At 39.5% G+C, this 14,617-nt stretch carries 15 protein-coding genes; 12 read left to right on the top strand and 3 right to left on the bottom strand.

What is annotated here, in order from left to right:
* Nucleotides 1-620: 620 nt before the first annotated feature.
* From rpmH to MHH65_RS19180, 11 genes are all read left to right on the top strand, one after another.
* A complete protein-coding gene (rpmH, locus tag MHH65_RS19230; protein WP_073208224.1) occupies nt 621-755 on the top strand; it encodes a 50S ribosomal protein L34 in 135 nt (44 codons plus the stop codon).
* 78 nt (nt 756-833) lie between these two features.
* Entirely contained in the window at nt 834-1,193 is a 360-nt protein-coding gene (gene rnpA / locus MHH65_RS19225) for a ribonuclease P protein component (RefSeq protein ID WP_024427652.1), read from the top strand.
* A gap of 158 nt (nt 1,194-1,351) precedes the next feature.
* Nucleotides 1,352-2,134 (top strand): YidC family membrane integrase SpoIIIJ, encoded by a 783-nt coding sequence (gene spoIIIJ / locus MHH65_RS19220; RefSeq protein ID WP_087976621.1) that lies wholly within the window; start codon nt 1,352-1,354, stop codon nt 2,132-2,134.
* On the top strand, nt 2,131-2,754 hold the full coding sequence (gene jag, locus MHH65_RS19215) for an RNA-binding cell elongation regulator Jag/EloR (RefSeq protein WP_034283644.1): 624 nt from the start codon (nt 2,131-2,133) through the stop codon (nt 2,752-2,754). Before spoIIIJ ends, jag begins: the two co-directional genes overlap by 4 nt.
* A 400-nt stretch (nt 2,755-3,154) precedes the next feature.
* Nucleotides 3,155-4,534 (top strand): tRNA uridine-5-carboxymethylaminomethyl(34) synthesis GTPase MnmE, encoded by a 1,380-nt coding sequence (mnmE, locus tag MHH65_RS19210; RefSeq protein ID WP_024424070.1) that lies wholly within the window; start codon nt 3,155-3,157, stop codon nt 4,532-4,534.
* Nucleotides 4,535-4,551: 17 nt separating this feature from the next.
* Nucleotides 4,552-6,438: a tRNA uridine-5-carboxymethylaminomethyl(34) synthesis enzyme MnmG gene (gene mnmG / locus MHH65_RS19205; RefSeq protein ID WP_046312540.1), complete on the top strand. Its 1,887-nt coding sequence runs from the start codon at nt 4,552-4,554 to the stop codon at nt 6,436-6,438.
* A gap of 13 nt (nt 6,439-6,451) precedes the next feature.
* Nucleotides 6,452-7,171, top strand: a complete 720-nt coding sequence (gene rsmG / locus MHH65_RS19200) for a 16S rRNA (guanine(527)-N(7))-methyltransferase RsmG (RefSeq protein WP_046312542.1) — start codon at nt 6,452-6,454, stop codon at nt 7,169-7,171.
* Nucleotides 7,172-7,276: 105 nt separating this feature from the next.
* Complete coding sequence (noc, locus tag MHH65_RS19195; protein ID WP_024424067.1) at nt 7,277-8,152, top strand: nucleoid occlusion protein; 876 nt, start codon at nt 7,277-7,279, stop codon at nt 8,150-8,152.
* Nucleotides 8,153-8,281: 129 nt separating this feature from the next.
* Nucleotides 8,282-9,106, top strand: coding sequence for an orthopoxovirus pf05708 family protein (locus MHH65_RS19190; RefSeq protein WP_034283641.1), 825 nt, complete (start codon nt 8,282-8,284; stop codon nt 9,104-9,106).
* Nucleotides 9,107-9,342: 236 nt separating this feature from the next.
* Nucleotides 9,343-10,104, top strand: a complete 762-nt coding sequence (gene soj / locus MHH65_RS19185) for a sporulation initiation inhibitor protein Soj (protein ID WP_008360890.1) — start codon at nt 9,343-9,345, stop codon at nt 10,102-10,104.
* Nucleotides 10,097-10,951, top strand: coding sequence for a ParB/RepB/Spo0J family partition protein (locus tag MHH65_RS19180; protein ID WP_024424064.1), 855 nt, complete (start codon nt 10,097-10,099; stop codon nt 10,949-10,951). The genes soj and MHH65_RS19180 overlap by 8 nt, the downstream gene beginning before the upstream one ends.
* A gap of 25 nt (nt 10,952-10,976) precedes the next feature.
* On the opposite strand, the gene yyaC is transcribed toward MHH65_RS19180, so the two are convergent.
* A complete protein-coding gene (yyaC, locus tag MHH65_RS19175) occupies nt 10,977-11,603 on the bottom strand; it encodes a spore protease YyaC (RefSeq protein WP_024424063.1) in 627 nt (208 codons plus the stop codon).
* A gap of 72 nt (nt 11,604-11,675) precedes the next feature.
* On the opposite strand from yyaC, the gene MHH65_RS19170 reads away from it, so the two are divergent.
* The gene (locus MHH65_RS19170) at nt 11,676-12,731 is read left to right on the top strand and encodes a hypothetical protein (protein WP_268414038.1); all 1,056 of its coding nucleotides are present in this window, start codon (nt 11,676-11,678) and stop codon (nt 12,729-12,731) included.
* Nucleotides 12,732-12,756: 25 nt separating this feature from the next.
* Here the strand turns inward: MHH65_RS19170 and MHH65_RS19165 are convergent, their stop codons facing one another.
* Both MHH65_RS19165 and MHH65_RS19160 read right to left on the bottom strand, forming a co-directional pair.
* On the bottom strand, nt 12,757-13,167 hold the full coding sequence (locus MHH65_RS19165; protein ID WP_061110353.1) for a hypothetical protein: 411 nt from the start codon (nt 13,165-13,167) through the stop codon (nt 12,757-12,759).
* 15 nt (nt 13,168-13,182) lie between these two features.
* Nucleotides 13,183-14,502, bottom strand: a complete 1,320-nt coding sequence (locus tag MHH65_RS19160; protein ID WP_163114528.1) for a hydrolase — start codon at nt 14,500-14,502, stop codon at nt 13,183-13,185.
* Nucleotides 14,503-14,617: the final 115 nt, after the last annotated feature.

Here is a 14,617-nt window from a genome sequence, read left to right as displayed (position 1 = left end):
AAGGCTTCTCCCCCCTCCTTTTCTTTTTAAAATGACCAGTATCAAACTGTTATAGAACACGAAAAAGAGCAAATGGTTATCACCATTCGTGCACATACATTGTTGAAAACAATTAATATAGTAGAAAAACGTCTTTTCGACAAATTACACAAGCTGTGGATAAACAATTCAACAGGCTGTGTAATAACTTTCCACAGGTTATCCACAAATTGTGGATAATATAAAAGGGCCAGATAAGTAATTAAGAGTTAAAACACAAATATAATATCAAAATAAACAAGATGGTGCAATGGGTGTCACAAACTTATCCACACACTTTACATCCTGTTGAAAAATAATTATCCACATCGGTTATTTGTGTGAAAAAAATGTCGATAATGGGTGTGGATAGTCTAAATATGCCGGAAAAATATCCACATTCTTGTTTTAAAGGTCTTTTAGGAGGAAAAAGAGAATAAAATGTTGGAAACTAAAAAAGAAGGTTTCTTCGTTTGATAATTTATGTTATGCTTATAAGGTTGATAATAAGAGTTTTATCATTGATATTGACAATCGATGGGTTACACAAATATAATGAGTTAGACTGTCTTAAACAGCTATTCCTCAGGGAGGTGTCATAAATGAAAAGAACGTTTCAACCAAATAACCGTAAGCGTAGTAAAGTTCATGGCTTCCGCAGCCGTATGAGTACTAAAAACGGACGTCTAGTTTTAAAGCGACGCCGCAGCAAAGGTAGAAAAAAATTATCAGCTTAGGCCACTGAATAATGTCAGTGGTCTTTTTTACATAAAATCGTAAATGAACTGTCAGTTTTTATCGGAGTGGAAGAAAACATGAAGAAGCGAAACAGGCTAAAAAAAAATGAAGAGTTTCAAAAGGTGTTCAAAAAAGGTCAATCAATGGCAAATCGCCAATTCGTTATTTACCAGCTGGATCAGCCAAATCAAGTTGAACTGCGTCTAGGATTGTCTGTCAGTAAGAAGATTGGTAATGCAGTGATTAGAAACCGAATTAAACGTCTGATCCGTCAGGTGTTTTTAGAGGAAGGCCATAAGTTAAAGCAAGAAAAAGACTACATTGTCATTGCACGAAAACCAGCGAGTGAATTGACCTTTGAAGAAACAAAGAAGTCTCTCCAACATTTATTTAGAAAATCCGCTGTTTATCAACAACAACCGAAAAAGTCTTCGTAATAGAAACTTTCGTTGAATCAATTTTTAAAAGCGCTTCCTTCATCTAGTGAATTAAAATGAAACCACCACTTTGCAAAGAAAAAATGTTACCATACTGATTAGGTGAGTCACTTTCTTAATCAATTCCAACTTAAATAAAGTTTGAAGTAATGGGAGGAATCTTGTTGAAAAGGCGATTATTACTAATATTTAGCTTGATTGGCGTATTGGTTTTATTGGCAGGATGTACACAGATCAATGAACCAATTACATCAGATAGTAAGGGATTCTGGAATTCTTATATTGTTTACCCGCTATCTCAATTAATCACGTACATGGCAAACTTAACTGGTGAAAACTATGGTGTAGCGATTATTATTGTAACACTGTTAATTCGCTTGCTTATTTTACCATTAATGATTAAACAGTTAAGAAGTACAAAAGCGATGCAAGCATTACAGCCTGAATTGAAAAAGCTTCGTGAAAAATATAGCTCTAAAGATCAAAAAACACAGCAGCAGCTTCAGCAGGAAACAATGGCCCTTTTTCAAAAAAATGGCGTCAATCCATTAGCAGGCTGTTTCCCAATTTTAATTCAAATGCCAATCCTTATTGGTTTCTATCATGCAATTATGAGAACAGCAGAAATTAAAAAGCATACATTCTTATGGTTTGACTTAGGCAGCCCAGATCCATTGTTCCTATTACCGATTATTGCGGGTGTAGCTACTTTCATTCAGCAAAAGTTGATGATGGCTGGAAATCCTTCGGACAACCCTCAAATGGCTATCATGCTATGGGTGATGCCAATTATGATCGTTGTGTTTGCAATTAGTTTCCCAGCAGCACTTTCATTGTACTGGGTTGTAGGTAACATTTTCATGATCATTCAAACATTGGTGATTAAAACACCTCAAGTAAAAGTTGATACAAAAGAAAAAGCTGGCGGGAATAAAAAATGAAGGAAATAACTGCTGTCGGTCGCACAATCGAAGAAGCAGTAGATTCCGGACTTAAACAAATTCAGCTACTACAAGAAGAAGTAGAAATCACAATAGTAGATGAAGGAAATAAAGGATTTTTAGGATTATTTGGTAAAAGACAAGCTGTGGTCAAGTTAGTAGAAAAGATAAATGCTTTTAAATTAGCTACACAGTATTTAGATAAAATTGTTAAGTCTATTGATCCTAAAGCAAAGATTATTTCCAAACAGGAACCGAAAAACATTTCTTACCACATTGATGGAGATAAAACGTCATTAATGATTGGAAAAAGAGGCCAGACATTGTACTCTTTAGAAACGTTGGTACAGCTAGTGTTTAATCGTTATTCTGATCAGTATCATCATATAACAATTGATATTGGCGATTATAGGAAGAAACGACAAGAAGCACTTGAACAATATGCAGTCAAAACAGCAAATCGGGTTTTAAAAACGAAGAGAAAGGTTCATTTAGAACCAATGCCTTCGAATGAACGAAAAATTGTTCATGATGCGATTGCTGCATTCTCTAAAGAACTTGCAACGGCATCTGAAGATACAGGCAGCAAACGTCATGTTGTGGTGCTGTATAAAAAATAGCAGAAAGGCTAAGATTCAGCAAAGCTGGATTTTAGTCTTTTTTTATTGAAAAATTGCTTTTTATAGAGGATTCATCCTTTATTTCTAAAAAATGAGTGTGTGATATGAGTGCAAAACGCCAATTTAACAAGTAAGTATAGGGGTCAGGGCGTTTAAATTTATTGGATTTAGGTGTAAGATGTGAAGACAAGTTTCAAACGTCGTTATTCACATGTGGATAAGTTAAGTGTTAAAATAGATAAGATGCAAAGCTGTGGATAATTAGATATGGGAACTTTCACTTCGCTTTCATTTATGATATCTTTAAATTTTGGATTAAGCGTTTTTGATATAGAGATGGACAATGTCCATTTAATAGATAACAGACTGTTTATTAAGTAGAGAAAGAGGTGAATGAGTGATGGATACAATTGCAGCAATTTCTACACCGATGGGTGAAGGAGCAATTGCGATTATTCGTTTAAGCGGGCCTGATGCGGTACAGATTGCTGATCGGATGTATAAAGGTCCTAAGGAGAAAAAACTTGTATCGGTGGATTCACATACGATTCATTATGGTCATATTGTGGATTCTAGCACTGAGCAAGTAATAGAAGAGGTCATGGTGTCAGTATTAAGAGCGCCAAAAACATTTACGAGAGAAGACGTTATTGAGATTAACTGCCATGGCGGGATTGTAACGGTCAATAAAGTACTGCAGCTTGCTTTAAGAGAAGGAGCGAGATTAGCGGAGCCAGGTGAGTTTACAAAACGAGCTTTCTTAAATGGAAGAATTGATCTTTCGCAGGCTGAAGCGGTAATGGATTTAATTCGCGCAAAGACAGATCGTGCGATGAATGTAGCGATTACTCAAATGGAGGGACGCCTCTCAGGTTTGATTAAACGACTTCGCGGCGAGATATTGGAAACACTGGCCCATGTTGAAGTCAATATTGACTATCCTGAGTATGACGATGTTGAAGAAATGACGCATCGGGTTTTAGTTGAAAAGGCAACATCAGTGAAAAAGGAAATTGAGTCACTGCTAACGACTTCTCAGCAGGGGAAAATACTTCGCGAGGGCTTATCCACTGTCATTATTGGAAGACCGAATGTTGGGAAGTCTTCCTTGTTGAATAGTCTTGTACAGGAAACAAAAGCGATTGTAACGGATATTCCTGGAACAACGAGAGATGTCATTGAGGAATATGTAAATGTTAGAGGTGTACCGCTTCGATTAGTCGATACTGCGGGTATACGTGAGACGGAGGACATTGTTGAGCGTATAGGGGTTGAACGATCTAGACAGGTCTTAAAAGAAGCTGACCTGATTTTACTTGTGCTCAATTATAGCGAGGAATTGTCAGAAGAGGATATCAAACTTTTTGAGGCCGTCTCAGGCATGGATATCATCGTAATCGTGAATAAGACAGATCTTGAGCCTAAGCTTGATATTGAAAAGGTCAAGCAGTTAGCGAAGGATCGTCCGGTGGTTACTACATCATTATTACAAGAAAAAGGGATTGATGAGCTTGAAATCGCGATTCAATCACTATTCTTCACGGGTTCAATTGAAAGTGGAGATTTAACGTATGTAAGTAATACAAGGCATATTGCTCTTCTTCAGGCAGCAAAACAATCCATTGAGGATGCTCTTGAAGGAATTGAAATGGACGTACCGATCGATATAGTTCAAATAGATTTAACACGCTGCTGGGAACAGTTAGGTGAAATTATTGGAGATGCTGTTCATGAAAGCTTGATTGATCAGTTATTCTCTCAATTCTGTTTAGGAAAGTAAAGGGAGGAACATAAGAAATGGGTTATGAAGCTGGCAATTATGACGTAATCGTCGTGGGTGCCGGTCATGCTGGAGTTGAGGCTGCTCTTGCTTCTGCAAGACAGGGCGCCAAAACACTTGTATTGACTATCAACCTCGATATGGTTGCTTTTATGCCATGTAATCCGTCCGTAGGCGGCCCCGCAAAAGGGATTGTCGTCAGAGAAATTGATGCTCTAGGCGGAGAAATGGCACGAAATATAGATAAGACGCATATTCAAATGCGCATGCTGAATACGGGGAAAGGACCTGCTGTCCGTGCGTTAAGAGCGCAAGCAGATAAGTTCCAATATCAGCATGAAATGAAAAAAACAATGGAAAATGAACCAAACCTGACAATGCTGCAAGGTATGGTAGATCATTTAATTGTAGAAGATGATGAATGTAAGGGTGTTGTTACTCAAACAGGGGCGAACTATCGTGCGAAGTCTGTTGTTTTAACGACAGGGACTTTCTTAAAAGGCCGCATCATTTTAGGAGACCTTTCGTATTCAAGCGGTCCAAATAACCAGCAGCCTTCTATTAAATTATCTGATCATTTAGCAGAACTAGGATTCGATTTGGTTCGCTTTAAAACAGGAACACCTCCTCGAGTGAATAGCCACTCGATTGATTATAGTAAAACAGAAATTCAACCAGGTGATGATGTCCCGCGGGCGTTCTCCTATGAAACGGTTGAATATATTACTGACCAGCTGCCATGCTGGTTAACGTACACGAGTTTAGAGACTCATCAAATTATTGATGAAAATCTACACCGTTCTCCAATGTATTCAGGTATGATTAAAGGAACTGGTCCTAGATACTGCCCGTCCATTGAAGATAAAGTGGTTCGTTTCAATGATAAACCGAGACATCAAATTTTCTTAGAGCCAGAAGGTCGTAATACGCAGGAAGTTTATGTTCAAGGATTGTCTACAAGTCTTCCGGAGGATGTACAGCAGCGCATGCTTTCAACTATCCCAGGACTCGAGAATGTTCAAATGATGAGAGCGGGTTATGCCATCGAGTATGATGCGATTGTGCCTACTCAGTTGTGGCCTACACTTGAGACGAAGAAAATTTCTGGATTATATACAGCCGGCCAAATTAATGGTACGTCTGGTTATGAGGAAGCAGCAGGTCAAGGGATTATGGCAGGTATTAATGCAGGAAGAAAAGCATTAGGTAAAGAAGAAGTCATTTTAAGCCGATCTGATGCATATATCGGTGTCCTCATCGATGACCTTGTCACAAAAGGAACAAATGAACCATACCGTCTCTTGACATCACGTGCTGAGTATCGTCTCCTTCTCCGTCATGACAATGCTGATTTAAGATTAACTGAACTTGGCTATCAAATTGGATTAATTTCTGAAGAAAGATTCCAAGCATTCCAGCAGAAAAAAGAAGCCATTGAAGCAGAGAAAAAACGTTTATATTCTGTGATCATTAAACCTACAGCAGAGACTCAAGAATTTATTCGTTCACTCGGTGGAAGTGAGTTGAAGGACGGCATTCGTGCAAGTGATTTGATGAAACGTCCAGAAATGAATTATGAAACTGTTGTGAAATTAGCTCCTGCGGAAACACAGCTTCCTTCTGATGTGTGTGAGCAGGTAGAGATTCAAATTAAATACGAAGGTTATATTGAAAAGTCACTCCAGCAAGTTGAAAAACTGAAAAAGATGGAGAACAAAAAGATTCCTGATCGTATTGATTATGATGCCATCAAAGGGATTGCAACTGAAGCGAAACAAAAGCTGAAAGAAGTCCGACCGCTTTCTGTTGCACAGGCTTCTCGTATTTCAGGCGTTAACCCTGCTGATATTTCTATCCTTTTAGTATATTTAGAGCAGGGGCGTATTGCGAAGATAGCAGAATAGAAAGGATGTCGGCATGAACATTAAACAATTTACAGCAGCACTAGAGGAGAAAGGGATCACTCTTTCTCCTGTGCAGCTTGAACAATTTGAAACCTACTTCCGCATGCTTGTAGAATGGAACGAGAAAATGAATTTAACGTCCATTACTGAAAAGGAAGAAGTGTATTTAAAGCATTTTTATGATTCAATATCAGCAGCATTTTTTATTGATTTTCACAAAGTGACGACGATTTGTGATATTGGAGCTGGTGCTGGTTTTCCAAGCATTCCTCTTAAGATTTGTTTCCCTCATCTACATGTGACCATTGTTGATTCTCTTCAGAAACGAATTACGTTTCTCAATGAGTTAGCAAAAGGATTAAACTTACAAGATACTACTTTTTATCATGATCGTGCGGAAACGTTTGGACAACGTAAGGAAAAGCGTGAAAGCTATGATCTTGTCACTGCTAGAGCAGTTGCACGTTTATCCGTCTTGAGCGAACTATGTCTGCCTCTAGTGAAAAAGGAAGGATTGTTTGTTGCCTTAAAAGCATCTGCCGCTGATGAAGAAATGCAAGCAGGGAAAAAAGCTGTCACAGTCCTCGGAGGAGAGGTTGTTGAAAAGCATTCCTTTGTTCTTCCTTTAGAAGAAAGCGAACGGAACATCATTGTCATTGAAAAGAAAAAGCAAACACCAAAAAAATATCCTAGAAAACCAGGAACACCTAATAAATCACCAATAGAAGGTTGATCATGTAAAAGGTCGGTTTTTCTTCAATATTTATGATTTTACAGAAGGAAAAAACATGAGAAAATAGAATTATAAAAAGGTAGTTTTTAAAGGTGGTGTAGGTTCATGAAGCATTCACTCTCACGCTTCTTCGGGCTTGGAGACAAAGAACATCCTGAGCGTGAAACCGAAATAGAGGCAGAGATTGCTGAGCATGATACATTAAAGGAAGAGATACAGGAGCTCCCGGTCGACACAATTATGCCAAACCGTTTTCAGCCACGCACCATTTTTTCAGAAGAAAAGATACAAGAGCTGGCCACGACGATTCATACCCATGGCATTATCCAACCGATTGTTGTTAGACCAACAGAAGAAGAAGGAAAATATGAACTGATCGCCGGCGAAAGACGTTGGAGAGCGGTACAGACTCTTCAATGGGAGAAAATCCCCGCTATTATAAAAGATTTTACTGATACGGAAACGGCATCTGTGGCATTGATTGAAAATTTGCAAAGAGAAGAGCTGTCTTCTATTGAAGAGGCTCATGCTTATGCACGTCTTTTAGAGCTTCATGATTTAACACAAGAGGCGCTTGCTCAGCGTTTAGGCAAGGGACAATCAACTGTTGCTAACAAATTAAGACTTTTAAAGTTGCCTGAAGAGGTACAACAAGCCATTTTAGAGAAAAAAATCTCTGAAAGGCATGCACGTTCACTTGTGCCCCTAAAGCTTCCAGAATTACAAATCGCGCTATTGCAGGAAATCATCGAAAAGCAGTTGAATGTGAAACAGACTGAAGAGCGTGTAGTGAAGATGCTTGAACAAAAAACGGATCGCAAACCGAAGCCAAAACGTAAGGCGTTTAGTCGTGATACACGAATTGCGATGAATACCATTCGTCAGTCTCTCCACATGGTAGAAGACAGCGGACTTAAAATAAATACCGAGGAAGAAGAGTTTGAGGAATATATCCAATTAACGATTCGAATTCCTAAATAGAAAAAAGCTGATGAGCGCCACTCGTCAGCTTTTTTTGTTTGTCTTATTTCCTGCACACACCATATTTACATAATATTTATAAATTGGTAAAATATGATTTTCATAGTATAAAGGAGGTGACAACTACTGATGAAAATGAAGAAGACTATTTTCGCCATTATTTGCTATTTACTAATTTCTTTTTCTGTTTTTCCAAATGAAGCGACAATATACGCTGTGAAATCGCCAACGGCTCATGCGGATGAAGGCCTGATGACCAACGAAGAATTGAACGTTTTGAAGAAGCAAGGTGTTGTTTCTAAAGATGTGACTGTACAGCAATTTAATCAAGAGTATGCGTCTTCCGACGATTCGATCGACTTGATTACAGCTGACGATGATTTGAAGAACTATGGTTTACGACAAAATAAGCATGATGAGCTGGTGACGGATGAAAAGCCGCACACCCTCAAGCAACTTTTAGGAAAGCCGTATCCTGGTACCGATATTATCCCTAAAAAAGGAGATATCTTGGTGACAACCACTGATGCTGTGAAGGGTTTGGTTGGACATGCAGGTATCGTCATTAATGAGAAAAGCTATGCTTCTATTCCAGGGTTTCGAAAGCATCCTCAACTTGATTCCATTCATAACTGGTTTCGCTATAGTGCCAATACAAAGGTAATTCGGATTAATCAAGAGGAGAAGGCAGATTTAGCAGGGGAATGGGCACACGATTATGTGAAAGATCATCCGAAGGCTCGCTACTCCATCACCATGTCAATTCAATCATTGGACCCGACTTATTGTTCAAAGATCGTGTGGCAGGCCTATGGCAAAACAGGGGACGCTTTGGGACATGCGACTTTTACCATTAAGACACCCTATGGATTTTTAAAAAAGAAAAGCTATAAAACAGTAACTCCTAAGGTCATTGTCAGTGAAGGCCGTAAAATAGGTGAATTATACTTTTAATATGTGACCCTCACTTTTGATAGAAGTGAGGGTTTTGATGTATGTCTATTTCTTAAAAAAGATATATCAATATACTTTTTAGATGTGTTTTCATTCGTTCTTTTATGTACGAAAAGGCACATTCACCGACGAATTTATAATAGGGAAACAAAAAAAGCAAACGTTTCATACTTTTTTTGATAGAATAGGAAGTATGAATGAATGAGAAACTTGTTAAGTTGAAAGTGGGTGACATCGTGGGGAAAATCATAGCGATTACCAACCAGAAGGGCGGCGTCGGGAAGACGACAACTTCTGTTAATTTGGGTGCGTGTTTAGCATACATAGGCAAACGAGTGTTGTTAGTTGATATTGATCCGCAGGGCAATGCCACGAGTGGTATTGGGATTGAGAAGGCCGACGTAGAGAAGTGTGTGTACGATATTTTAGTTGATGATGCAGATGTTCTTGATGTGATTAAGACGACAGAGGTCGAAAATCTTGATGTCATTCCTGCGACGATACAGCTTGCAGGGGCTGAAATAGAGCTTGTGCCTACAATCTCACGTGAAGTGAGGCTGAAGAGAGCACTTGAATCTGTTAAGCAGAATTATGATTATATGATTATTGACTGCCCGCCATCACTTGGACTGCTGACGATTAATGCGTTAACTGCATCCGATTCCGTTTTAATACCAGTTCAGTGCGAATATTATGCGCTTGAAGGATTGAGCCAATTGTTAAACACAGTTCGTCTCGTGCAGAAACATCTAAATACCGATCTTGCCATTGAAGGTGTCTTGCTGACAATGCTTGATGCCCGAACAAATCTTGGGATTCAGGTTATCGAAGAAGTGAAGAAGTACTTTAGAGATAAAGTCTATCAAACCGTCATTCCGAGAAATGTGAGGCTGAGTGAAGCGCCAAGTCATGGAAAGCCGATTATCTTGTATGATCCACGTTCAAGAGGTGCAGATGTCTATTTAGACTTAGCAAAGGAAGTGGATGCGAATGGCTAAAGGTCTTGGAAAGGGTATTAATGCACTATTTAACAACGTAGACTCAAATGAAGAAACGGTTGAAGAAATTAAATTAAAGGATTTGCGTCCGAATCCTTATCAGCCAAGGAAAACGTTTGATGATGATGCATTGTCTGATCTGAAAGAATCCATTCAGCAGCACGGTGTTTTACAGCCGATCATTGTTCGTAAATCGATTAAAGGATATGACATAGTAGCAGGAGAACGTCGTTTTCGCGCAGCACAACAAGCTGGTCTGACAACAATTCCTGCGATCGTTCGAGAGTTTTCAGAAACGCTGATGAGAGAAATTGCCCTTTTAGAAAACCTGCAGCGTGAGGATCTCTCTCCACTAGAGGAAGCGGAAGCGTATGCTTCCTTGCTGGATCATCTAAGTGTGACGCAAGAGGAATTAGCGAAGCGATTAGGGAAAAGCAGACCGCATATTGCGAACCATCTCCGTCTGTTGACTTTACCGGATGACATCCAAAAGCTGATTGCAAATGGAACGTTATCAATGGGACATGGCCGGACATTGCTTAGCTTAAAGAACAAAAAGAAGCTGGCGCCTTTGGTAAAGAAAATCGTGGATGAGGGGTTAAACGTACGACAGGTTGAAAAACTTGTTCAGCAGTTAAACGAAAATGTTCCACGTGAAACAAAGAAAAAAGAAGCACCAAAGGATCGAGTGTTGAAAGAAAGAGAGTCTTTCTTACAAAACTACTTTGGTACTTCCGTGACGATCAAGAAACAGAAGAAAAAAGGGAAAATTGAGATTGAATTCCTCTCGAATGAAGATTTAGAAAGAATCCTTGAATTGCTTTCTACGAGGGAATCATCAGAGTGACCATCTTGATATGAGATGGTCTTTTTTATATTCTTCCAGTGATATTTTGAATAGGGGTGAAGAGAGACCGGCTTTTTTCTCTCGTCCAATCCATTTGGTCAATGTGAGATAGACTTTCAGAAAGTGTATTGGCCATAGACATGACAAGATGAAGACGTGTGTTTTGGAGGACGAAGTATTCCATGAAACCACTCACATTGACGATCCCATTAATATGAATATCTCCTACCTCTGGCAGCTCCTTTTGGACACCAGCTCCAGGCTTTAACGGACCATCACCAATTTGGAAGGAACCGACACTTTTCACTCTTCCTAAACAGGCATCAACCGCTACAATAAACGGGTGTTTATGAGCTTGTTCAATTTCAGCGAGTTTTTCTTTTAAATTGACCGCATGCACTGGGTCAGAGAGTGTTCCATATACATGAAGCTTTTTCAAATCCAGACCTGAAAGCTTTGTACCAACAAGTGGACCTAGAGAGTCGCCAGTTGAGCGGTCTGTTCCAATACAGACGATGGCAACGGGTCTTTTTCCTGCTTTCTGAAGATGCGAGAATAAAATACTTTTAAGCTGTTGAATGGCGTTTGTATCCGTATGGGACACGTATTCTTTTACCCTATTTCTAAAAAAAAGACCGTTCTTGCTATTCATAGGTCTCACTTCCTTGTCATAGTAGTTAGTAACAGTATACGGAAACAAGCTTAATTCTATACCTATGAGGTGATGATTGTGTGGAAGGCTGGTTCAAGGTGGACGCTTTTAATTTTAGGAAGCTTAATAGGTGCGGGATATGCTTCCGGCCAGGAAATTTGGCAGTTTTTTGGCATTGATAGCGGACTAGCCATTCTACTGTTTACATTGATGTTTATGCTGTCTACCTATGTGGTGTTAAAAATCAGTTATGAGGTGCGTGCCGATCACTTTGTGCCAGTGCTGGAACGGATTGTCGGTCCATGGCTGGCTAAGGTGTATGACGTGTTAATTGTCCTTTATTTATTCACGACAACGACGGTCATGATTGCTGGCGGCGGGGTGACTCTTGAGATGTATCATGTGCCTTTTTGGGTTGGCATCGGCGCGTTTTGTTTGTTTTCATTTATGATTTTTTTCTGGGATGTGAAAGGGCTCTTATCTGTGAATGCTTTCATTATACCAATTTTGGTGGCGGGGCTCATCTATGCGTTTGTTTTTTATTATATGAACCATGATCATATGTGGCGGATTGATTTTGGGCAGCAGTACAATTGGCCTGCCAGCATTGTCTTTGCTTCTTTGAACATATTATCTGTTGTGGCAGTGCTGTCTTCGGTTGGGAAAGAAATGAAGGGGCTTGGGGAAGCCAAAGTGGCGAGTATCTTAAGCGGTCTTATTTTTGGTGTCATCTCGTATGTGTATAACGAAATACTGGTTGATATTTCGGGAAGTCTTTCATCAGAGGGAATTCCTTTGTTTACAGTATTAGAAGGGGCGCCGACTTCTTTGTTTGTGTTTATGACCGTTGTCCTTTGTCTAGCAATTTATACGACGACGGCAGCAGGTTTATTTGGATTATCCAGCCGGATGCTTTCTTTTGTACGAATGCCCCGCTGGCTGGTTGTATTGGTGATGCTTCTTTTGATGGCACCTTTAACATCTCTTGGATTTGCTGATTTGATTGCTTTCTTGTATCCAATTTATAGTTTGTTGAATCTGTATTTGCTCGTCTGTTTAATGCTGTATCCGATTTTAAGTAAAAAGATATTTTCTCGTTCTAAAAATTATATTGATAAAACAAAATAAGCACCTCTCTTTTTTAGAGCTGTGCTTATTTGATCTGAATTGAATCAATAGCTTCTTTGATATCATCATAGACAGGCATTTGCTTGAGACGCTGGAGGCGATCCTCTAATTCTGAAATGGCCTGTCCCTTTAAATGCTGGGAAATGTGTTGTTTGACAATGGTCGTCTGGTTTATCATGTCTTCTGTTTTAGCCAATTGATACTCCAAGTGCACGCGAGTATTTGCTAATTCGTCGTGCAGCCGCATTTTGAGCAGCCGTTTTAGATCCTTTCGCTGTCCTTCTCTTCGCATGGCCTGAATGGCGGCCATTTCTTCTGGAGACTGTGTTTGTGTATTTGGTGCCGATTGATTTTCGAATACAGACATGGAGCGGCGGGCACTCACATTTTGCAAGAAACGCTGGGCGTCACTAGGAGGCTTATTTTGATTGATCATGCGATGACTCCTTTCTTAATGAATACCCATTTGCATTGCAAGGCGTCTATCTGCCTTGGCGTAGTCATCACCCATTGTGTACATATGTCTTGAAAGAGCAGAAAGCTCTTGTTCGTAATCCCTCAGGGTGTACAAGGCATTCAGCTGTTTTTCGTGTGAATAAAAGGAGGAATATGTCTGTTCCATTCTGACTTCCTCTACCAGTGCTTCCACATCACTATGACTTAATAAATCATAGTGGCCAAAGCCGACGAGTCCTTTGAGCTCTTGTTTCACATGATGGACGGCGTCTTTTACGCTTTCATCAATTCCATCGATTTTTTCAAATACAGTGTGCACTTCATGTTCAATAATACTTTGTAGATCATAGGATGAATTTTTCAGTAAATGGGATTTTATGATAATTTCAAGTCCGCTTTGTGCATATGCACGTCCAGAATGAATTTCTTGCAGCAGCATGGCTGTAAAACTTGTATTATGATCAAGCTGTTCATCTAAAATACGGGCGGATCCATTCGGATGGAATGAATATCCATTTGCTTTGAATTCTCCTGAAACGAGAGCTAAAAAAGCATTTGTATCAAAGGATTCGTTCCATTCTATATTCATAGATGCAAAAGCTGATTTTAAAAAGGTGTCAATTTCCCTTTTTTTGTATTTAACGGATTCTTGGACTGAGTCTTGCTGCCGTGGCGGCACGGTGTACTTGACTTGTCCAACTCCTTGATCATGGCGATTGAGTAAACCGACGTAATGACTAGGCTGAATATATTCAGTCAACATGCGTGTATATTGACCTTGCTGCGCCTTTTGCTGAATCGAAGGCGACAGGCTGCTCCATATATTTGGGCTGTCAAAGGTGACGGCTTTTTTGACAGCTGGCTGTTCTGTTGCAACATAAGCACAAACAGCACCGGCAAGTGCTTGTCCAGTGAGATGGATACCTGCATTCGGATGCTTCTGACAGACTTTCTCTATGTATTCCTTCCCTTTAAAAAAAACATGGTCTTGATTGCCATCAAGGGACTTTCTTTCAATTGGATAGGCATAGTCTGTTTTGAGTAATGACTGTGCCGCGTTGTGTACATCTTGCTTAGATGTCACCGTCATTTGATGTGGCAGAGGACAGTGAAAAGCGACGATGAATTCATCTGATTGTTCCGGCTGCATCGTTAAACCATATATTTTATGGTCGATCTTTAGAAAATCGTGGACAGTGAGTGTTTGCTGACCTATTTCTATCGTATGGTGCTGCTGGTAATTGTCTATATTTCCAGCATGATCGGATATGATTTTATATTCTTTATCAGTTAATCTATCCTTTCGATTGACCATCGTACCTGCTCCCTCACATAACATTTATGCAGATATCATAAATCAAAAAATATGGAAAAACCACCGCGTTCTACCAATAAAAACCTTTTGACCTACAGTGTTTGTGACAATATTG

The sequence above is a fragment of the Bacillus sp. FSL L8-0654 genome (assembly GCF_038629965.1).
Classification (GTDB): domain Bacteria; phylum Bacillota; class Bacilli; order Bacillales; family Bacillaceae; genus Bacillus; species Bacillus safensis.
This window is presented reverse-complemented; position numbering and strand designations above follow the sequence as displayed.